This is a genomic window from Desulfospira joergensenii DSM 10085, from assembly GCF_000420085.1.
GTDB classification, from domain to species: domain Bacteria; phylum Desulfobacterota; class Desulfobacteria; order Desulfobacterales; family Desulfobacteraceae; genus Desulfospira; species Desulfospira joergensenii.
In genome coordinates this window covers 1,544,892-1,565,709 of the sequence record NZ_ATUG01000002.1, presented here as the reverse complement: position 1 = coordinate 1,565,709, position 20,818 = coordinate 1,544,892, and the positions used below count along the sequence as shown (strand labels likewise).

Annotated in this window: 19 protein-coding genes and 1 tRNA gene; 11 read left to right on the top strand and 9 right to left on the bottom strand. The window is 47.0% G+C overall.

Translation table 11 applies throughout. From position 1 onward, the window contains the following. The first annotated feature begins 30 nt into the window (after positions 1–30). Genes F608_RS0119770 through F608_RS0119760 form a run of 3 tightly spaced genes read left to right on the top strand, consistent with a single transcriptional unit; the run spans position 31 to position 3,399 of the window. Positions 31–990 (top strand): D-alanine--D-alanine ligase family protein, encoded by a 960-nt coding sequence (locus F608_RS0119770; RefSeq protein WP_022667417.1) that lies wholly within the window; start codon positions 31–33, stop codon positions 988–990. Next, positions 987–2,750: a phosphoribosylamine--glycine ligase gene (gene purD, locus F608_RS0119765; protein ID WP_022667416.1), complete on the top strand. Its 1,764-nt coding sequence runs from the start codon at positions 987–989 to the stop codon at positions 2,748–2,750. Before F608_RS0119770 ends, purD begins: the two co-directional genes overlap by 4 nt. After that, positions 2,737–3,399: an L-threonylcarbamoyladenylate synthase gene (locus F608_RS0119760; RefSeq protein WP_027362938.1), complete on the top strand. Its 663-nt coding sequence runs from the start codon at positions 2,737–2,739 to the stop codon at positions 3,397–3,399. The genes purD and F608_RS0119760 overlap by 14 nt, the downstream gene beginning before the upstream one ends. A gap of 25 nt (positions 3,400–3,424) precedes the next feature. Here the strand turns inward: F608_RS0119760 and F608_RS36505 are convergent, their stop codons facing one another. Beyond that, a complete protein-coding gene (locus tag F608_RS36505; protein WP_161626879.1) occupies positions 3,425–3,649 on the bottom strand; it encodes a hypothetical protein in 225 nt (74 codons plus the stop codon). Positions 3,650–3,746: 97 nt separating this feature from the next. Here F608_RS36505 and F608_RS0119750 point away from each other — a divergent pair. Next, positions 3,747–3,833 (top strand) — tRNA-Leu (locus F608_RS0119750). Positions 3,834–4,100: 267 nt separating this feature from the next. Here F608_RS0119750 and F608_RS35100 read toward each other — a convergent pair. Beyond that, positions 4,101–4,688: a LuxR C-terminal-related transcriptional regulator gene (locus F608_RS35100; RefSeq protein ID WP_022667413.1), complete on the bottom strand. Its 588-nt coding sequence runs from the start codon at positions 4,686–4,688 to the stop codon at positions 4,101–4,103. Positions 4,689–4,842: 154 nt separating this feature from the next. Here F608_RS35100 and F608_RS0119740 point away from each other — a divergent pair, with 154 nt between their 5' ends. From F608_RS0119740 to F608_RS0119725, 3 genes are all read left to right on the top strand, one after another. Beyond that, the gene (locus F608_RS0119740) at positions 4,843–5,334 is read left to right on the top strand and encodes a hypothetical protein (protein ID WP_022667412.1); all 492 of its coding nucleotides are present in this window, start codon (positions 4,843–4,845) and stop codon (positions 5,332–5,334) included. Between the two features lie 74 nt (positions 5,335–5,408). Further along, positions 5,409–6,908, top strand: coding sequence for a hypothetical protein (locus F608_RS0119735; RefSeq protein WP_022663626.1), 1,500 nt, complete (start codon positions 5,409–5,411; stop codon positions 6,906–6,908). Between the two features lie 801 nt (positions 6,909–7,709). Next, entirely contained in the window at positions 7,710–8,495 is a 786-nt protein-coding gene (locus tag F608_RS0119725) for an alpha/beta hydrolase (RefSeq protein WP_022667410.1), read from the top strand. A 183-nt stretch (positions 8,496–8,678) separates the two neighbouring features. Here F608_RS0119725 and F608_RS32700 read toward each other — a convergent pair whose 3' ends face one another. After that, complete coding sequence (locus F608_RS32700; RefSeq protein ID WP_022667409.1) at positions 8,679–9,590, bottom strand: AraC family transcriptional regulator; 912 nt, start codon at positions 9,588–9,590, stop codon at positions 8,679–8,681. A 176-nt stretch (positions 9,591–9,766) separates the two neighbouring features. On the opposite strand from F608_RS32700, the gene F608_RS36280 reads away from it, so the two are divergent. Beyond that, on the top strand, positions 9,767–9,991 hold the full coding sequence (locus tag F608_RS36280) for a hypothetical protein (protein WP_153307552.1): 225 nt from the start codon (positions 9,767–9,769) through the stop codon (positions 9,989–9,991). Here F608_RS36280 and F608_RS0119715 read toward each other — a convergent pair. Next, positions 9,948–10,838 (bottom strand): metallophosphoesterase family protein, encoded by an 891-nt coding sequence (locus tag F608_RS0119715; protein ID WP_022667408.1) that lies wholly within the window; start codon positions 10,836–10,838, stop codon positions 9,948–9,950. The two genes, F608_RS36280 and F608_RS0119715, sit on opposite strands and share 44 nt — an antisense overlap. Positions 10,839–11,095: 257 nt before the next feature. After that, positions 11,096–11,602 carry a LysE family translocator gene (locus F608_RS32695; protein WP_022667407.1) on the bottom strand — a complete coding sequence of 169 codons (507 nt, stop codon included), beginning with the start codon at positions 11,600–11,602 and terminating at the stop codon, positions 11,096–11,098. Between the two features lie 142 nt (positions 11,603–11,744). Here F608_RS32695 and F608_RS0119705 point away from each other — a divergent pair, with 142 nt between their 5' ends. Continuing rightward, entirely contained in the window at positions 11,745–12,959 is a 1,215-nt protein-coding gene (locus tag F608_RS0119705) for an ISL3 family transposase (protein WP_027362664.1), read from the top strand. On the opposite strand, the gene F608_RS36275 is transcribed toward F608_RS0119705, so the two are convergent. Both F608_RS36275 and F608_RS0119700 read right to left on the bottom strand, forming a co-directional pair. Continuing rightward, on the bottom strand, positions 12,948–13,121 hold the full coding sequence (locus tag F608_RS36275) for a hypothetical protein (protein ID WP_022667406.1): 174 nt from the start codon (positions 13,119–13,121) through the stop codon (positions 12,948–12,950). The genes F608_RS0119705 and F608_RS36275 overlap by 12 nt on opposite strands. A gap of 277 nt (positions 13,122–13,398) precedes the next feature. Then, positions 13,399–14,223, bottom strand: coding sequence for a 2-keto-4-pentenoate hydratase (locus F608_RS0119700; RefSeq protein WP_027362936.1), 825 nt, complete (start codon positions 14,221–14,223; stop codon positions 13,399–13,401). A gap of 671 nt (positions 14,224–14,894) precedes the next feature. Between F608_RS0119700 and F608_RS0119695 the strand changes: the two genes are divergently transcribed. Beyond that, on the top strand, positions 14,895–18,197 hold the full coding sequence (locus F608_RS0119695) for an AfsR/SARP family transcriptional regulator (RefSeq protein ID WP_161626878.1): 3,303 nt from the start codon (positions 14,895–14,897) through the stop codon (positions 18,195–18,197). A 113-nt stretch (positions 18,198–18,310) separates the two neighbouring features. Continuing rightward, positions 18,311–19,357 carry a DJ-1/PfpI family protein gene (locus F608_RS35095; protein ID WP_051148608.1) on the top strand — a complete coding sequence of 349 codons (1,047 nt, stop codon included), beginning with the start codon at positions 18,311–18,313 and terminating at the stop codon, positions 19,355–19,357. Positions 19,358–19,487: 130 nt separating this feature from the next. Here the strand turns inward: F608_RS35095 and F608_RS0119685 are convergent, their stop codons facing one another. After that, complete coding sequence (locus tag F608_RS0119685) at positions 19,488–20,006, bottom strand: tetratricopeptide repeat protein (protein WP_022667403.1); 519 nt, start codon at positions 20,004–20,006, stop codon at positions 19,488–19,490. A 101-nt stretch (positions 20,007–20,107) separates the two neighbouring features. Continuing rightward, the gene (locus F608_RS0119680) at positions 20,108–20,701 is read right to left on the bottom strand and encodes an extracellular solute-binding protein (RefSeq protein WP_022667402.1); all 594 of its coding nucleotides are present in this window, start codon (positions 20,699–20,701) and stop codon (positions 20,108–20,110) included. Positions 20,702–20,818 lie beyond the last annotated feature (117 nt).

Here is a 20,818-nt window from a genome sequence, read left to right as displayed (position 1 = left end):
CAGGCAAACCCAAGATACAAGGAGAATATTATGGGAAAAATCAGACTTGCCCTTTTATCCGGCGGGATCTCCTCTGAACGGGAAGTTTCCCTGAACAGCGGAGCCCAGGTTTTTGAGGCCCTGGACAAGGAAAAATACGAGATCACCCGGTACGACCCCAAAACCGATCTCGGCAGACTGGTCAATGATGCCGGCAAGATAGATGCGGCCCTGATCATCCTCCACGGTCCCTTTGGAGAGGACGGCACGGTCCAGGGGCTTTTGGACCTTCTGGACATCCCTTACCAGGGCGCCGGTGTTCTGGGCTCGTCCATGGCCATGAACAAGCTTGTGGCCAAGCGGCTCTATGAAGGGGCCAAGGTTCCCACCCCCTCCTACCTTTCCTTTACCGCCCGGGATAAAGTGGACTCCCAGAGCGTGACCGGGGCCCTGGGCCTGCCCCTGGTGGTGAAGCCGGCCAATGCCGGTTCCAGCGTGGGCATGACCCTTGTCAGGGAAAAATCCGGCCTGGATGCGGCCGTCAAACTCGGGTTTGAGCATGATGACACCGTCATCGTGGAATCCTATGTCAGGGGAATTGAACTGACCTGCGGGGTTCTGGGCAACGAAGAACCGGAGGCCCTGCCGGTCATTGAAATCATCCCCGGCAGCGACCATGAATTTTTTGATTATGAGGCCAAATACGTGGCCGGAGAGACCGAGGAAATCTGTCCGGCCCGCATTGATGAAAAAACCACCCAAAGGGTTCAGGAGCTGGCCGTCATGGCCCACAGGGCCCTGTTCCTCAAGGGATATTCCCGAACGGACATGATCCTCAGGGACGGGGAGCTCACCGTCCTGGAGACCAATACCATCCCCGGGATGACGGCCACCAGCCTCTATCCCCAGTCGGCCCGGGAGGCAGGATACTCTTTTCCGGAACTTCTGGACAGGCTCATCGATCTGGCCATTGAAGAAAACAAACGAACCAATTTAAGGAGAACAAGATGAAAATTCTCGTTGTTGGCGGCGGCGGCCGTGAACACACCCTGACCTGGAAAATCTCAAAAAGTCCTTTGGTGGAAAAGATCTATTGCGCCCCCGGCAACGCCGGAACCCAATCCCTTGCCCAATCCGTCCCCATTGACGCAGATGATATAGAAGGCCTGGCCTCCTTTGCCCTGGAAAACAGCATCGACCTCACCGTCGTGGGCCCGGAAGTCCCCCTGGTCAAGGGCATCACCGACCTGTTCCAGGAAAAAGGCCTCAAGGTATTCGGCCCGGACCGGGCAGGCGCCCGTCTGGAAGGCTCCAAGGTCTTTTCCAAAAACCACATGATCAAGAACAATATTCCCTGCGCCATGGGACGCGCCTTTACCGATCCTGACAAGGCCAAGGCCTATGCCCGGGCCCTGGGCGCTCCCTGCGTGGTCAAGGCCGACGGCCTGGCCGCCGGCAAGGGCGTGGTGGTCTGCAGCACCCTGGAGCAGGCTGATCTTGCCATTGACACCATGCTGGAGGACAAGGTATTCGGCGAAGCCGGACTCACCGTGGTGGTGGAGGAATGCCTCCAGGGCGAAGAAGCCTCCTTTATCGTCTTCACCGACGGCAAAACCGTGCTCCCCCTGCCCGAATCCCAGGATCACAAGCGAATTTTCGACGATGACAAGGGCCCCAACACCGGGGGCATGGGCGCCTATTCCCCGGCACCGGTCCTGGATCACATGATGAGACAAAAGGCCATGAAGGAGGTCATGATCCCGGCCATCCAGGGTATGGCAAAGGAAGGCACCCCCTTTAAAGGGGTCCTCTATGCCGGACTCATGGTGGACAAGGACAAGATCAAGGTCCTGGAGTTCAACACCCGCCTGGGCGATCCGGAAACCCAGCCCATTCTCATGCGCCTGGAAAATGATCTGGTTCCCCTGATGGAAGCCTGCTGCGACGGAACCCTGAGCCATCACTCCATCCAGATCGATCCCAGGGCGGCCGTCTGTGTGGTCATTTCCGCCGGAGGATATCCCCAATCCTATGACAAGGGCCACGAGATCAAGGGACTTGACCCGGCCGGCCAGGTCAAGGACACCATGGTCTTCCATGCAGGCACGGCCATGGACAAAGACAAGGTGGTCACCTCAGGCGGCCGGGTCCTGGGGGTTACCGCCCTGGGGGACACTGTGGATGCGGCCATCAAAAAGGCCTATGAGGCCTGCTCCAAGATCTCCTTTAAAGATCATTTCATGAGAAAGGATATCGGGGCCAAAGCCCTGAAGCGGATGGCTGTCCCGCCCCGGGTGGGAGTGATCATGGGCAGCGACTCAGACTTTCCGGTCATGGAAAAGGCCCTGGCCATCCTGAGGCAGTTTGACATCCCCTATTACGTCACCGTGTCCTCGGCCCACCGGACCCCGGACCGGGCCGCCGGCCTGGCCATGGAAGCCAAAGAAAAAGGAATCCAGGTCCTGATCTGCGGAGCCGGCCATGCCGCCCATCTGGCCGGGGTCATTGCCGCCCACACCACCCTGCCGGTGATCGGCGTGCCCATTGATTCCTCGGCTCTCCAGGGAATGGACGCGCTTCTGGCCACCGTGCAGATGCCCCCCGGCATCCCTGTATCCACCATGGCCATCGGAAAATCCGGAGCCCACAATGCCGGCATTACCGCAGCCCAGATCATCGGTCTGTCCGATCCCGATGTGGCCCAAAAACTGGTCGCTTTTAAGAAGTCCATGGCCGACAAGGTCAACCAGAAGGCCCGTGCCTTTGCCTGATCCGGGAAAATGGGTCCGGGTCGATCCGGATCATCCGGACCCAAAAATCATCCAATCGGCCGGGAAGATCATCCACTCCCAAGGGGTGGTGATCTTCCCGGCCCAGTATCTTTACGGCCTTGCCGTTGACGCCCTGAACCCGGAAGCAATCCAGAAGATCTTTGATCTCAAGCAGCGGCCGTCCTCCAAGCCCATCCTGATCCTGGTCCGGAACCAGGAGGAGATATCCGGCCTGGTCAGATCCGTTCCCCGGGCAGCCAAGATCCTCATGGACCGGTTCTGGCCCGGGAGCCTCACCCTGGTCTTTGAAGCCTCCCCTTCCCTGCCGCGGATCCTGACTGCGGGCACCGGCAAAATCGGCATCCGTATCCCGGCCCGCCCCGTGGCCCAAGCCCTGGTCAAGGCAGCCGGAAGACCCATCACCGGCACCAGCGCCAACCCATCCGGTGAACCGGGCTGCACCGATCCAGGCCGGCTTCCCGAATCCATGATCCGGGATGCAGACCTTACCCTGGACGCCGGCCCCTTACAGGGAGGTTCCGGCTCCACCGTCCTGGATGTCACGGCGGATCCCCCTGCCCTTCTTCGGGAAGGCGCCCTGCCCGGCCGGGATATTTTTAATGCATTGAAAATGCCCTTGCCCGGCTGATTTTCCAGACTCTTTTTAGCAATATTTATGCTTTTTTCCGGGGAAAGGGATATCCCCCAAATGGATGGCTGTTTCCCCGGCAGGCAGCGGGCAGGGTCTTCCGCTGCATTCTCTCCGGCCGGTCCTGGCCGGGTTCCGAGGATGCCGGCGTCCGGCCCCCGTCCATGGGGCCGCCCTGCCGGCATATCCCGCTCCAGACCCCGCCCCACCGCCTGCCTGCCGCACAGAATAACCATATACCAGTCGCCACAGCCCTAAAAATCTGGTAGGTGTGAGCCGGTAACCGACTGTCCCTGCTCACAAATAATTTGACAAATCCGTGATTTTCCATTAATAATCATGCCCACGCCGGAGTGGTGGAATTGGTAGACGCAGAGGACTCAAAATCCTCCGGCCTTCGGGCCTTGTCGGTTCAAGTCCGACCTCCGGTACCAGAAATTTCAAGGGTTTTGGCTGATCTGCTATCTTCAGCCAAAACCCTTTTTTATTCCACGTGCGACCTGCATGCAGTCTCTTTTTTTGATATTCTGATACGGCTGCTGTAATTCAGCACGGAATCTTTGAAATTTAAATTCGGTTCTATAAAGTTGATTATGGTTGAACTGACGGGCCCGACACAGCATTTGAAAAAGACGGCTGAACTTCTCTCGGTCCCGTCGAGTGATGGATTCGCCTGTTCGATCACAAACTCTGTGCTGTTGCTAAATCAGATTGGATTTCAGCGCAATAATGGCAGCCTGTGTCCTGTCACAAACGCCTATTTTGTTAAAAATACTAACGATATGAGACTTAACTGTATTAATCGTAATATTTAAATTTTCAGCAATTTCAAGGTTGGAATATCCTTCTGCGATCAGTCCAAGGATCTGTGTTTCCCGTTTTGAAAGTTTAAACTGTATGGAATGAAAATCATTATCAGTATTGGATTGCCTGTTTTTATTCTGCGTAATGTCGACAACGATCGTGGTCACTGCAATCAATTTCCTATGATCGTCAAATACCGGATAAGACCGTATTTCACCGCACTTTCTGCTGCCGTCAGGCATGGTCATCCATTTTTCGGTGATATAGGTTCTTTCCTTAACCAGGACCGGTTCGATCGGACAGATCACACAAGGGGAATCGGTTTTATGAAACGCTCTATGGCATTTTTGCCCAATTACATTCCCATCGTTTTTACCAAAAACAGCTGCACCGGATTTATTGATATAAAGAATAATCCGGTTTGAATCCACAATGATCAAAGGATCGCGAATACTTTTTAAAAAGGGTGTGTCATGAATAAACATCTTCATTCCTTTTTTAAATTTATCCCTCACTTTTATTCCGAGAGCCTGATTCAATCAACAAAAAAATGATCTCCCTCACCCGATCGGGTGAGGTTTTTTGTTTTCTTCCATAGTATTAACGCTTAACAGGTTACAAATATGAGGAGGAGAGCATATGAAAAAGAAATTAACAACACTGGAAACTTATATATCTGCGGACTGGCAATCAAGGCTTACTCTGTTTCTCAAATATCCCGGTCTTAGGGATAATTTCATTCGGTTTGAGATGAACAATAGCCCCCAATTACGAACATCACAACCCTCAGCACGAATAAATCCTCATCCTGTATTAAAGATAGGATCTGCAGCCATTGCAATCTCTTCACTCATTATGTTTGTAATTTTTATGGTTATTGGCCCGCGGTTTTCCATACCGCTCAATCTAAGTCCAGGGTTTGAAATCCTGTTTGATATTTTTCTTTGTATGCTGTTTTTTCTCCAGCACAGCTTAATGACCCGGCCCTGGTTTAAATCAATCCTGTATACCGTCATTCCAAAATTCTTCTATCCGTTGCTGTTCTCTTTTATGTCAGGTGTCACACTCTTAAAGGGTGTTGAAATCGATGACGCAATTTTAACGTTATCCGACAAATTTTCAGTATGTTAGTAATTGAAAAAGCCTCTGTTTAGTTGTATCTTTCAAGCGCCTAAACAAAAAGGAAACAACACCACAGAGGCTTTATGCATACAAAAAATATCAGGCGAATCATCACAAAGCAATTGAAAAAGAGTTTTCCGAACTGGAAAAAGATGACAAGGAAGTCCAAAAAAGAGCTGACAAAGCAAATCATGATGGAAGTTTTGGATAATTATGATTATTCTCAAACCTTGGACATCCCCATCGAAGAACTCATAGGAGTTGAAGATCAGGCCCCCTCAGCAGAGATTCGTAGCCTTCCTGAGATGGCGTCCTACATTGAAAATTTTCATTCCGACAACCTGTTTCATTTTGACACCCTGAAAAAGCCATACCCTGAAATTGTAGACCCGGAATTGCAGTTTGTTGACCAACTTATAGACAACCAGATTATCAACAGCTTGATTGCGCCTGACGGATATTCCGCTGTGCACAGGGATATTCAACCCTACCAGTTATTTCGGATGGAGCTTTTAAAAATAATCAAATACCCTGAAATCAGTTACAGGAAATTTTGCAGCGATGAATATTTTGGCAGGGAACGAAAGCAAAACAGGCGTTTTGTGAGACTGCCTTTAAATACCAAACACCAGGCAGATCATACTGAATTGTGTCACTTCCGGCGTGGCCTGAATTTCAAACAATTGATGAATGTCCTGGTATATTTCCTCCATCATTTTTATAAATCAGGCTGTCTGGAGAGTGCCGTTATCCATGGTGTTGATTCCAGTGAACTGCCGTCTGAAATCAATTACCCCCTTTGCACAATTCAGGTCAAAGGCAAAAAAATACGAATGTATTCCGATCCGGACTGTGATTGTGGAAAACGCCGGAATAAAAGGGATAAATCGTATTACGTCATTGGCTACCGGCTTCACACCCTAACAGCCATCAACCCATCGACAGGCCATAGTTTTCCATTGGTATCCCTAATCGGGGCGGCAAATCATCATGACAGCCTGTTTTTAAAACCGTTGATCAAGCTTGCTCAAACATTGGGTATTGATATCAAATTGATAACCGCCGACCAGGCTTATCACGATAGTGATGGTTCGGTTCTCAACGAAACCGGTGTCTATGTCGTCACCCCTGCATCGGAGAAAGCCAAACTTCCTGACAACGTTTTGGAATCGCCATTAAGGGTTGCCTGTAATGATTCTTGTGAGATTCCAATGCAGTTTTTGGGATCGACACCGGAAGGCCACGAATTTGGATGTGATGCCGTTCCGGGTGAGTGTGCGTTTGAATCAAATTGTTCAAAATCAAGGATCGTTGATTTTGACAGCGGCTATTTTCAACCAATGCCGATTTTTCATAGCGGATCTCAAGACGCAATCGAGATCCGGAAAAACTGTGAAAGGCCCTTTAATCTGATGAAAAAAAGAGAAGGCCTCGAACAAACACGGGTAAGAAGCCAGCATGGTGTGATTGTCCGATCAACTCTGACGACTATCGTAACATTGTTGATTGAAATGGCCGGAACAAGGCATAAACCAATGAAAAAAGAAGATGGGCAAAAGGAGTTGTTTGCTGCCACAGGATGAATTGAACGTTCAATGCGGGATTTTTTCTGAGCCGATTGATCGGTCGCTATTGGTATATCTGAATACAACAAAGGCCGCCGTCTGAAATAGATTTTATGCGGTAAAAAACAAAACCAGATATTGCTACGGTAAAAGCCGGACAATCTGACATTGGAAAAAAGAATTACAAACGCGTGGGGCACCTATAACGAAACAGAAATTTGAACGGTTTCAACACCCTTTCTTAATTGTGATCTTTTTCTGGCAGGGGCAAACCATGGCGGTTTTTGATTCACCGGGCTGGTTGGAAATTATATTCGGCGTAATCTCCGTTTTATGTGCCTATGGCCTGTACCGGAGTGTTACAACCCTGGGAGGATTTGATCCCTTTGGGTTGAGGACTCCAAAACCGCAGCCCCAAAAAGTCTTTTTCCAGCAAAAGGGACCATACAGATGGGTCCGCCACCCGCTTTACCTGTTTTCATTTATTTTTATCTGGAGCACAACCAGCTTTACTCCTGACCGGATTGTATTCAACCTTCTTTGGTCCATCTGGATCATTGTTGGAACCTGGCTGGAAGACAGGGACATATTAAATGCATATCCCAATGAATACGGCAGTTACCAGACCCAGGTCCCAATGATCATTCCAACCCAATTGCTCCTGAATATTTTGTTGGAAAAAAATTGAATCCGTCTTTTAAATAATTTTAGGGGGGAGGGTATCGTGGCGCACTCGTATCGATTTACAAAAACAGCTCCAGACACTTTAAAAAGGACCTTTTTATTAAAAACCCTGCTCCAGAGGCTGATTATTATCCTATGGCAGCTGATTCCGGGCATTCTCGGCTCATTTATGAAAAACAATTTTTTACGCCCCAGCGCCATCAGTATACTCAAAAGCAGCTCGAATATCTCAAAACAGGATTTGCCTTTGAGATGACTGTAAATGATGACACCATAAAATGCTGGAAATGGGGGGAGGGTCCCATGATCATTTTCATTCATGGCTGGAACGGAATCGGACTTCAATTTTACCCGTTCATTAAACCCTTCTTAAATAAAGGGTTTTCTGTCCTTATCTTTGATGGACCCGGGCATGGATTATCCCCTGGCGACAGCTGCAGCTATTTCCAGATGACAGATATCTTACGGTCATTTATATCTTCTGATTTTTCCGATAATATTGCCGGGCTAATCGGACATTCCTTTGGGGCTGCAGCCATTGTATGCAGTTTGGAAAAAGAGCAATTGAATCTACCCGCTGTTTTGATATCCCCTGCAATCCAACTCAACAAAACGATTGATCATGCGTTTAACCAATACCAGATCCCCAAAAAAATCTACTTAAAAATAATTAGCGAATATGAAGATAAATATAAGTATTCTTTTTCAGGGGATGACCCGATCAATCTGATTTCCTGGAATGCAAAAAATTATTGTATCATTCATGATCAATCCGATCCTGTTATACCGTTTTCTGATTCAAAGCATATTATAAAAATGCTTCCGGAAATAGAACTGATGATAGTTAAAGGACTTGGCCATAAAAGGATTTTAAAAAATGAAGAAGTGATCCATAAAACTTTGAATTGTTTTCAACATTGAGTTCACCGGCCTTTGGCCGTATGTAGCGGGTTTGTTCAACGGCCCGTCCACGTGTGTCCGAGTGAACAATTCCAAATCACCGGCTTGCCCGAGTGCATTTGGGTTGTTGAAATATATTTTATTTCTTAATAATCCTAATTCACAATTCAAGAGGCGGCCAATTCACTTTCTTGAAGATGGAAATCAGACTTTAAACAAAGGAAATTTTAAAGGCAATTTAATTTTACCGGCAGGGATAAAACTAACCGGGCTATTGCCAAAGTACCGCTTAAATTCCCTGCTGAATTGAGTTGTACTTTCATACCCGACTTCTGTCGCAGCTTCATTTACCCGAACTTGATTTGCCATTAATAATCCCATTGCAATATTGAGCCTGACCTTTTTCAAATATTGGATAGGAGAAGATGAAGTTACTTCTTTGAATGCTCGGAAAAAAGCGGATGGGCTCATGTTGACCAGATTTGAAAGCTTGTCAATATCGATTGGATGACGGTACTCTTCGTGAATGTGTTTCAGGGCCTTGTCAATTCTGGACAAATTGGTATGTATCATGGTAAGGGCATACAAAGGTGCAGCATTTTCACCATTCATAATCCTGAAAATTAGTTCATGAATAATACCGGGACCTATCACCTTGCTCTCCACAGGGTTTAAAAGAGAACGTAACAACCGTACTACTGTATCCTTTATATCCTGGTTTGTATGAGCAACAAACAATCCGGGGTATTTATCCTTTTGTCCCCACAGTGACGCGTTAATGTCATTGCCCATTTGTTCAACAATACGGTTAAGCATTCCCATATCAATGTCCACCATAAGAGAAAGCAGCGGCTCATATTCAGTTGCTTCAGTCTCACATTCTGCTGGTAAAGGCACCGATAATACAAGATAGTTATCAGAGTTGTATTCGTATACCTTATCTCCGAGAAAAACCCGCTTGTTCCCTTGGCCAACAATAATTATTCCTTTCCCATAACAAAGTGGATGCCTGGGACGGTATTCTGATGCTTTATAAATTCGAACACCTGGAATATTGGTGTTATTGTGCCCTTCTTTTTCTGCAATTTGGCCCATCAAGTCAGCAATCGTACTCATAAAAAAAACACCTTTCATTTTAATGGCGGATACTAACATGGCCTATTGTATGAGTCAAAGACTTTCTTGCTAAAAAAGTAGGAATAGGCATGAACTTGAAAGTATTATGTATTCAAAACAAGCAGATCGGGTATTATATTGCGTGCGAATTGACATCAGACTTGAGGAGCATTTTTATGGAAACCAAAAAAATTATAAAAAGGTATTGTTTAAAAGATAAGGCAGCAAAGGAGCAGATGTGGTATTACTATCCGGCCTTACGTGCGGAATTCGATTCTTTTGAAAAAAACGGTGCTGTGCCCCCTGAATTCCATGAATTAAAATCCCTAAAATCAATTCTGTGTCAGATCCTGACTTCTATTCAAGGAAGCGTTCCATTTTTAAGGATGGTAGATCTATAATCATAAAATGCGTCTTATCTTTGTTTTCATTTTGCCCTGGCTGAATACAGACCGTATTCCCAATTTTCCCTCGCCACTTGCCAGTCACCATGGGGCTTTCATGAACATGCCCGTGCAATGCCAGAAGCGGTTGGCGGTCTTCCAGAAATGAGTACACTGCTTCTGATCCAATGTCTTTTTCTGGGCTCTTTGGCAGATCTCCAATAATGGGTGCCTTATCGGCGTCTAAGAAAATCGAACCGAGGCCCAACCCCTTTGGTGGATGGTGGATAATGTACACAGATTTCTGTAGTTCCTTGGTTTCCGGGAGGGCAAGCAGATCTTCTAATAGTGTTGGGAAAGACCTAAGCTGTTTCTCCCAATCTTTGATTGGGACCCACCCTTGTTTTGTAATTCCAATGGGTTGACCAAACTGCTTGTCCATTTTGCATCTTTTGGTGTCACGTCGGCATCGATTCTTAGGTGGGAAAGGGATATCGACTACGTTTCCGGTCCCAACAAACTCATATCCACCGATTCTGGCGATTTGGTTCTGACAATTATGAAAATAGTTACTCTTCTTACACAATGAGATGAACTGCTGATCAAAAATCTCTAAGTCATGCATACTAAGAATGCAGGCCCAATGGATTTTTGCATTTTCATACTTTTTGAGGTGGCTTGGAAGGAATTTTGTAAATAAGTTGTTTTGAGATTCAATTGCTTTATCCCAAGGTGCAACAAATAAATCTGAGAAATTATCTCCGCCACTAATGACGGCTTCGACACCATGATCTATAGCTGACTGAAATACCCGTTCGAAACGCTTTGAATATCCATGCAAATCGACTACGTAGAGAATTTTCATTTTTTGTCCTTTCGGTCTTGTGTCCTCCTCATTCTCTCTCCTTTACCATTATAACGATGGACATACTTGCCCAAAAAACATACGATTCCAAAGAATGACATATCATGGGTCGTGCCCCTGGCTAACATCTCGGTTCACCTGGCGCGGGGGGCTTCCACAAGACTTTTCAACACCAAGATCATATGCATGCTAAAAAATTTTTAAGCCGGTTCAGTACCTGCGATATCGTGTAACCGTCCTGCTATATGTTGATCAGATTAACTTTTTTGTTGATATGTAAGCAAACGATACCCAAACCACAACATTATCGAGCCAGTTGCGCCTTGCACTATTTTTTTAAATTTCATGGATGATAATGCCCGTGTTATCTTACCAAGAGCATTAATTATAAAGGAAAACCATATTACAACGACAATAGAATTAATCACTACTAATATAAGGAATTCTAAAATGGGACTTCCCTCCAAGCAAATAAATTGTGGAAAGACCGCAAGATAAAACATAGAAGCCTTTGGGTTCAAAAGATTGGTGAGAAATCCTTCCAGAAAAAATCTCTTACTTTTGCGAATCACATTTTTATTATTTTCGCGTTTTATTGTTTTTTCAGAAGATTGTTTTGCAAAAAAAGCCTGCCAAAGAGACATAATACCCAAGTATGAAAGATAAAAAGCTCCCAGGAGTTTTGCTGCAAAAAACGCTTGAGATGTTTTGAGAATCAAAGCGGACAACCCAAGTATTGAAAATAGTCCATGAATATGGTTCATCAGAAAATCGCGTACTTGGAATGAGAAGCAGGCCGATATAGGATTCTGAAACAAAAAATGATTTTATGCTTGAAATGAAGGTGTGGACATGATCATTTTCCAATTTTTTTGTGTTAGCCGCACAAAACCGGAGAATAGAATCATGTCCACCAGTCTTATTTACCACGCTTTTGGTCTTCGTGACTACTTTTATAAAACAACCCGCTTTATCGGCGGGGTGCTCACCTTTGAAATATTTCCTAAACCCGAGGCAATAAAGTGTCCTGAATGTAACTCAAGATCTGTCGTGAAAAGAGGAGTTATCAAACGAACTCTGAGAACAATACCCGTAGGTTCGAGACCCGTAATCCTCAAGACGGCCATTCAGAGAGTCTGGTGCCCCATATGCAAATTTGTCCGGCAAATCAAACTGTCTTTTTCCAAAGAGGGGAAGAGTTATACCCGTGCCTTTGAACGTTATGTCCTGGAATTATCCCAGTTCATGACAATCAAAGATATTGCCAGCCACCTGCGTATCAGCTGGGATACCATCAAACAGATACAAAAAGCTCATCTTACAAGACGTTACCGGAGCATACCCCTCAAAAAGGTCAAGCGGATTGCCATAGATGAGATCTCCATAGGCAAAGGACATCAATATCTAACCATAGTAATGGACTTGGAATCCGGCAGAATTCTGCATGTGGGTGATGGAAAAGGAGGCGATGCATTGAAGTTCTTCTGGCAAAAAATAAAAATTTCAAAGGCCGGAATAGAAGCTATCAGCATTGATATGTCTCCGGCATATTTGAGTGCTGTTATTGAAAATATGCCTGGAACTGCCATAGTCTTCGATAGATTTCACGTGGTAAAACTGTTCAATGAGAAACTATCTGAATTCAGAAGGGACCTTTACAAACACCTGTCGAATAGCGGGGAACAAAAACTGATAAAAGGAACCCGCTGGCTTTTGTTGAAGAATCCAGAAAACCTTCAAAAGAACAAGGGGGAAGCAGAACATCTGCAAAAGGCACTGGAAGTCAATCAACCGTTATCAACCGTATATTATATGAAGGAAGAGCTCAGGCAAATTTGGAACCAATCAGATAAAAATACCGGTGGGAAGGTTCTGGAGAACTGGATTAACCTGGCCAATGTATCAGATATTCAGATGCTGAAGAAATTTGCAAAGACGCTGGGTCTACACAGAAACAGGATACTCTCCTTTTATGATTATGCAATTTCAACAGGGCCTTTGGAGGGAACCAATAACAAGATCAAAACCATGAAACGTAAAGCATATGGATATCGTGATTTTGAATTTTTTAAACTAAAACTTCTGGATCTTCACAACAAGAAGTACGCATTAATCGGATGAACCATGAATATAAAAAGCAGAGACAATTCCAGCTAAATTTAATATCCCCGCACGAAGTCCATTTTGTGGAACGGTTTTTAGTAGAAGAGCCCCATTGGGGCCAGGCATTATGGTCAATAGCAGGACCATTAGTGTGAAAGTTCCAACCGCTTGAAAATCCATTTTAACCGCCTTAAATAACGAGCTTTTAGGAAAACTCCCTGCTCGAATTTTTGTTATAATTTTGCTTAAAACTCCATTTAAAAGGACCTCTGAGGTTAAATGCTTCTGAACTTATTATTAAAAAAAATTATCTGAGTCATTCTCCGCGCTAAACGGTCTTCAAAATTTGATGAACCAGACCTTTTTCTACAACTTCAACCCCCAAATAAGCGGTTTCTCCGCTTCATTTGGATTTTGTGATCTCTAATGCAACAATCAAGGCTTGACCCATCTTCCTTCAGGCTCCAACAAATTCCACAGAGAGGCCGGGAAGTGCGATTCCATCCAATTGAGTTTGCCACGTTTCACCAATCTGGATCGGGAGCGCCGTTGTAATTGTCCCAGTGGTCACTATTTCGTTGGCCTGAACAGGCATGTAGTCCGGCTGCGTCCTGAGTACATCAATCAGGTGAGCAATGGCTGTCAGCGGGCTCCCAAGCACATTGGACCCTTTACCCTCCTCGCACGGCTTGCCATCACGCAAAATCGTGATTGAAAAGTGCTCAAGTGCATCTATAATATCTGTTCCTGCCTGATTAACTGCCAGGGGTACGCCAACCAGAAGCCTTCCATGCAGGGACGAGTCTGCAATGGTATCTGCGGCCTCAAACCGCCACCTGGGATAGTGAGACTGCACGATTTCAAATGCATGCGCGACCCAGTCAATGCACTCAAGAATGTCTAAAAGATTTCCATCCACCGGAGGCGTTGAACAAAAATGGAAGACGATCTCGGGTTCGACCTTCGGTTCTGCAAACCGCTCGATGTTGCACGTTCCGTGCTGGCCAGACAGGTAAACCACAGTGGTGTCATAGAGATAGCCCCATATAGGCTCGTTTACTCCGTACAGGGACCACATGTCAGGATTAGTAAAACCGATCTTTCTTCCCACAGGAACGGCGCCTTTGTCAATCCGTGCTTCATGGATCAAGTGCGCTACTGCATAGGCAGAAGAAATATCAAAATCTTTCAGTTGTGACGTGATCGGTTCAATCTGTCGAACCTCGTCCTGTGCGGACTGTATTTGATTCGCAATGGCGCTGATATCAAGTGAAAGTGCCATATTTTTTACTCCCGTTAGTATGATGAACAAGTAAATGTGCGGGTCCGTATAGCCGAAATATCCGGTTAACCGCATATCATTACAAAAGTTAATATCTGACCGGATATCCTGAGATATATGAATATATCCGGTGAGATTGCTTTTGAATCAAGACAGTTGACCCATAACACCTTTCTCAGCGCATTTCAAACAGATATCCAGTAAAAAAAAATATTTATTCGGCGCAATTTTTCTATCGTGACGTTAACCGGGGCAGGTGCCAGAGTGGGGGTGCCTGGCCTGCAACGCGTCATTTGCTGATTTGTTGTTATCAATGTCTTAACGCAGCGGGCGACAGGAACAGCGAACTGCCTGAGAGCCCGGAGAGCTCCGGGTTTTCGCTGTCCAGCCAAACTGCGTTTAGAATATTGTTCAAAAAGATCAGCCGGCTGCGTGCAGGGTATGGCCCCCTGACACCGGCAACGGCGGCCAAACGGGACCTCTTTTTTCCCTTAGGTTTACACCCTGCCCGAAATGGTGGTATAGCCTTTTAAGCGTTTGTTTTTCTTTCATTAAATCCGTGCCGGGTCGTTAAGCCGATGTTAAATTGGAGACCTGATATTTTGATTCATGAACCGCCCATACTGAAATCAAAGCTGTGCTTTCCTGACATAACCAAAAACATGAGACGCTTGATCAGCAGACTCTCAGGGAAAGCAATACTTGAAAACCGTCTCACCACAATTGTTGCAGGCGCAGGCTACGGGAAGACAACCCTGGCGGTTCAGGCCCTGGAGGGTGTGAATGCCCGCATTATCCGGTTACGGCTGGACAGTACGGACAAGGATCTGACATTTTTCTTAAGCGGCCTGATCCGTGGGATTCAAAATATTTTCCCTGAATTCAACGCATCTTCCATAGTGGATTGCCAGGACAAACCACCCGGCAGTGCAGCAGACGAAATGCGTATCCGACAGCTTCTGGCAGATCTGGAGGCGTGTCTTGAAACCGATCTCATCCTGGTGCTGGACGACGTTCACTGGGTAAAGGAGAGTGAGGCAGTTAATGCGGTGCTGAATTTTTTGCTGCGGCACTCGTCTTCCTTTCTCCACATGGTGCTCATCTCAAGAGCCTCCATCCCTCTGTCCCTTTCCCGCCTGAAAGCGCAGCAACAGGTCATTGAAATAAGTGCTGCTGATCTGGTTTTTTCCGGCGAGGAAACCGCTCTTCTTTTCAAGGAATATTTTGAGATCGACTGGGACCGGGATATTTCTGACCGGATATGCGAGTTGACTGAAGGGTGGGTTTCAGGTCTTATGCTCTTTTATTATGCGCTTCAGGATCTGACCATGGCGGACGTCCGAAACTTTCTGGATCAGCCGCATCCCTTGCCTGCCCCGGTTGCCGACTATCTGGAGGAGGAAGTCTTTTCAACCCTTGCAACTGAAATCCGGGACTTTCTTGTCCAAACCTCAATCCTGGCACGCCTTAAGACATGGTTCTGCGATGAATTCTTATGCGTTGGCGAGTCACAGCAAATGCTTGAGGATCTGGCAGACTCTCATATTTTTATTCAAAAGGAGCCGGACAGGGGCGGATATGTTTACCACAAGCTGTTTAAGGCTTTTCTTCAAAAAAAGCTTGCCGCCCTTTATTCAAAAGAGGCGGTTTCAGACCTGCACCTGAAAGCCGCACGCCTTTGTGAAGAAAAAGGCAGAATTGAAACCGCCCTGCACCACTTTCTGTCTGCGCCTGATTTCAAGGAGGTGGTCCGGTTGTTGAACACCCGCGGCCGGCGCCTGTTCCAGGAAGGCAGATATGAAATCCTGAGAACCTGCCTTTCTGCCATCCCCCATCCATATATGGATGACTTTCCCTGGGTCCTGTGCCTGTACGGCAAACTCCAGGGGGTTTTCGCCCGTCACACAGATGCGGCTTCCTCCTGGGGCCGCGCTCTGGTGAAATTTGAAGGCCAGAGCAATACGGACGGAATGAATCTCTGCCGGATTGAGATCGCACTCAATTACTTCATGGCCGGAGAGTTTTCCAGGGCTGCCCGGGTTCTCGAAACCTTGCTGAACCAGACCGCCATCTCGGATGAGCTGCGCATCGAAGCCCTGGGGTATCTTATTTTCATTACGGCTTATCTGCGACACCGGGAGTCATGGAAGCTTTATTATGAAACCGGCCGGGCTGCAATGGCGCACCTCAAGAGTATAACACTCACCGATCAGCAAAGGGTATGGCTGGATGTTTATCGGGGATACACATGCCTTGCCTCCGGTGACCACGAAAAATCCCTTCAAATCGGCAGATCTGTTGAGTGGCGAGTCCGGCAGCAGTCGGATCTGCAGGATTTTTCCGGGCACTATACCCTGCTGGCCAGTGCCTGCAATTCTCTGCACCGGTTTGAGGAGGGGCTCGCATATGCCCGCAACGGCCTTGAAGGTCTCACACGGAAAAATTCAAAAACGATTTCTTCCATTCCGGTCTGGCAGCCGGCCGGATTAACGCCCAGGGGTATCCGGGACAGGGGCCGGCAGGATACGACGCTTCCCTTTTTGCTGCTCCAGGCGGCAAAAAGCGCATTCGGACTGGGAAGATGCAAAGAAAGCATCGCTTATGCTGAACAGAGCGTCGACCTTTTTCGGTCCATGGGGGCCAGATGGGGTCAGGCCCTGGGGCTGAATACGCTGTGCACGGCCTATGCCCGCAAAGGGGATATGGTTCTGTCGGAACAGAGTGCCCTGTCCGGTCTGGACCTGCTCAACGGGCTTGACCTGCCCATGACAGAAGGAACGTTAAAGGGGAACCTTGCCGTTGTCCTGATGATGACGGACCGCCACGAAGAGGCCCTGCCCCTGATCCGATCCACCCGGAAAGCCTTTGCGCCGTTCGGGCTGTCCCACTGGGCGGATCTGTGGCTTGCCATGTACCACTGGCACCAGGATAAAGACAAGGGCCGGGAAAAATTTTTGTCTGTTCTGAGCCTTCATACCGAAAGAAAGAAGTACGGCTTTGTTGAGGAACGGCACTGGATTGTTCCTTTCCTGGTCGATCTCTATGCCGAGGGACATCTGCGGGATTATATTTTCGACACATTAAAAAAAATCGGCAGCGATGCCATTCTTGATCTCAAACAGATTCTGCGGGAATCCCGTGGCCCGTCCGTAAAAAAAGCCGCCTCTCATCTTTTGTCAAACCTGCCCAGACCTGATCCGCCCGGGTTGAAGATTCACCTTCTGGGACGCTTCCGGGTCCTTGTGGGAGACCGGGAAATCAGCCCCGGCAAATGGGGAAATCAGAAGGTCAGATCCCTTTTTCAATATCTGGCCTTCTCCCGGCACCAGGGGTATGTCAACCGGGACATCCTCATTGAAATGCTGTGGCCGGACCAGGATCCCGGCAAAACCGTCAACCGCTTCCACGTCACCATGACTTCACTGCGCCGCGTTCTGGAACCGGATCTCCCGGACGGTGCGCCCTCATCCTACATATCAAGGCAGGCAGACACCTACCGCCTTTGCCTGGGTCAGGAAGGCTGGGTTGACATGACGGTTTTTACGGACGAGATGGCACGGGCTCACCGGGAAAAAGACGCTTTCAAGGCATTTAGCCACTGCCGGGAGGCGGTCTTAGCCTATTCAGGAGAGCTGCTGGCCGAAGCCCCGTTCTGCGATTGGTGCAGCACCACCCGGCAGGATCTTCAGAATAAATATCTTTCTGCCCTGGAAACCATGATTGCCTTTTATGAAACCCGAAAAGATTATGAAAAGTGCATCCGCTTAGCTGAAACCTACCTGAGCGTTGATAAAACCGCTGAAAAAATGGTCCGGAAGCTGATGCGGCTTTATGCCGGAACAGGAAATCTGGTCCAGGCGGCATCCACTCTTAAGCGCTGCCGGGAAACGCTTCGGACCGAACTTGACTGCCCGGTTGAACCGGAAACCGAAGAACTGGCTCAACGGCTGCTGACCCGGAAAAAATCATCTTAACCCTCTTTTTTGTATCCCCTATTTAAGTCCTGCTTAAGTGGGCCGGATTAGAGTGTTGAAAATCTGCGGGAGTATGGTGCCATTACCAACAACAAACAAAGGAGAAGCTTAAGATGAACAGAAAATTTGATTTTGTCTTGTTAAAAATTTTCATTGTTTTATCCCTCATTTTTTACACCGTGTCCGCTTTTGCCGGGGAAAAGGCCACAAAGGCAGAATGCATCGACATGACGAATAAAGTGGTCCAAATGATCGAGAAAGAGGGGCTCGATGCGGTTATCCCAAAGCTGAATGATAAAAAAGGGCCGTTTGTGTGGAAGGACGCATATGTCTTTCTCCTGGACACAAAAGAGGCCAGACTGCTGGCCCACCCGTATCTTCCGAAGCGGATGCACGGCATCCGTTATATGGAAAGAAAGGATATCAACGGCAAGGAATTCTTCAGGGAATTTCTGGAAAAGGCAAATTCAGAAGGAAAAGGCTGGGTCGATTATGTTTATGCAGATCCCCATGGCCGGGCAAGGGAAAAAATCACCTATGTTCTCAAGAGTGAGAAAGCCAACATCATTGCATCGGCCGGCATCTTCACCGACAAAAAACTGGCCGGCCCCAAGATTGATATCCCGGATATGACCCTGCCGGATATCAAAGGGAAAAAAGTGGCCCTGATTATCGGGAACAGAGGGTATGAGGACAGTGAATTCAGTGTGCCCAAAAAAATGATAGAAAAGGCAGGCGGAATCACAACGGTATTTTCTGTCGCAAAGGGCAAGGCATACGGCATGTACGGCCAGGTTACCGATGTGAGCTATGTGCTTGATGATGTCAGTGTCCCGGATTTCGATGCCATTGTTTTTGTGGGCGGCAGTGGTTCGGGAATTTATCACAATGACCCCAAAGCCCATAAAATCGCACAGGATGCGGTTAAAAACGATAAGGTTCTGGCGGCGATCTGCTGGGCGCCGGTGACCCTTGCCAATGCCCATGTGATTGACGGGAAAATGGCGACTGTGAATCCCAATGAGAAAAAACGGTTTCAAAACGGGGCGTGCATCTATACCGCGGATCGAGTAACGGTTGACGGGAAGATCATAACCGCCAACGGACCGGAAGCCTCGGTTTTATTTGGCAAGACAATTATTGAATCCTTGAAATTATAGCGGTTTTTGAATCCTGACAAACCGGGAAAATATCTTTTGCTGACATTCGTTGCCGTACTTTGAATGGAGTTGCCAGGATAGAATGGTTTTTATATGGATCTTATGGTCCATATAAAAACCATTTCAAAAATTATGGTGCGTCCCGCATCTGTTTTTTGACGTCGGCCACCAATTCCTGGTGTCGCAAATTTTCAGGCTCTTCCAGAAGTGCCTTTTCCCCCCAGTGAAGTGCATTTGGGAAATCCTTTTGCTGGCGAAAGTTTTCCGCAATCGCATACAGCACATGCTGCAGCGGGGCATTCCTGAGTTCAGACGGGATGTCCAGCACCTTTTTAAAATCAACGGTAGCCCCTTTGTGATTCTTTTTAACGGTATAACAGCTTCCCCGGCCGATAAGGCTCTCCTCGTCGTACGGATCCAATGCCAAAGCGCTCGAATAATACTGAATCGCGTCGTCAATCCTTCCTTCGATTTCAGAAATCTTGCCCAGATAAAAATAAGGGTTGTCCCCATCTGAGTGGCGATAGCCGGGGTCTATCCTGATAACGGCCTCAAATGCCTTAATGGCACCCATTCCGTCTGGTTTATTGAAACAGTCTAACCCGTTATTAAACCAATCGGCCGCAGAAAGTGTATTCTCTTTATCCATGTTGTTCCTCTCCGTAACGCCGAGGTGAGCTGCCGCGCCGACAGCCTTCGCGGAAATTGCCTCCCGTTCTCGCGGTCAGCTCTACCGAAATGTTGGACTCCTTATTTTTTAATTAATGCTTTTTCCCATAAATGTTTCATAAAATTTCGATCCCTGGTTCGTTTTAATGTAGGCCATAAAATCCTATTGTTTTGGAAGTAATCAGGGTCATTAATATGGAACATAGCAATTTCTTCTAGTGTTAATCTGTCTTGAATATGAGTGTTGGTCGGAGCACTACCTAAAGACCTAACTGTTACTTCAACCTGAAAGTCTGGAGAAATTACAAAATTTAACCACTCTTCTGCAACTTTTCGAAGAAAAGGTTTATTTTTTAAAGACCAACCAATGGCAAAATTATCTACCCACCCCATGGTACCTTCTTTGGGTTCCGCAATTTTCCAAACTTGCCCTCTTTTAGCAAGCTCTGGGAGTGAAAAGCCCCACACTGCGGCAATAGAATTGTTTTGAAGAATGTCTGCCGTATCAATTCCTTCCCACATGACAGAAGAATTTTGAGCTAATTCTCTTAATTTCTTTTTAAATTTCGGGTTATTTAAATTCTCAGCAGTCGCTAACTCATTTACACTATATCCCATAGCCAAGGCAGTAATATAGATATTCGCCTCATAATAAAGGGTGTTGAAACCGTTCAAATTTCTGTTTCGTTATAGGTGCCCCACGCGTTTGTAATTCTTTTTTCCAATGTCAGATTGTCCGGCTTTTACCGTAGCAATATCTGGTTTTGTTTTTTACCGCATAAAATCTATTTC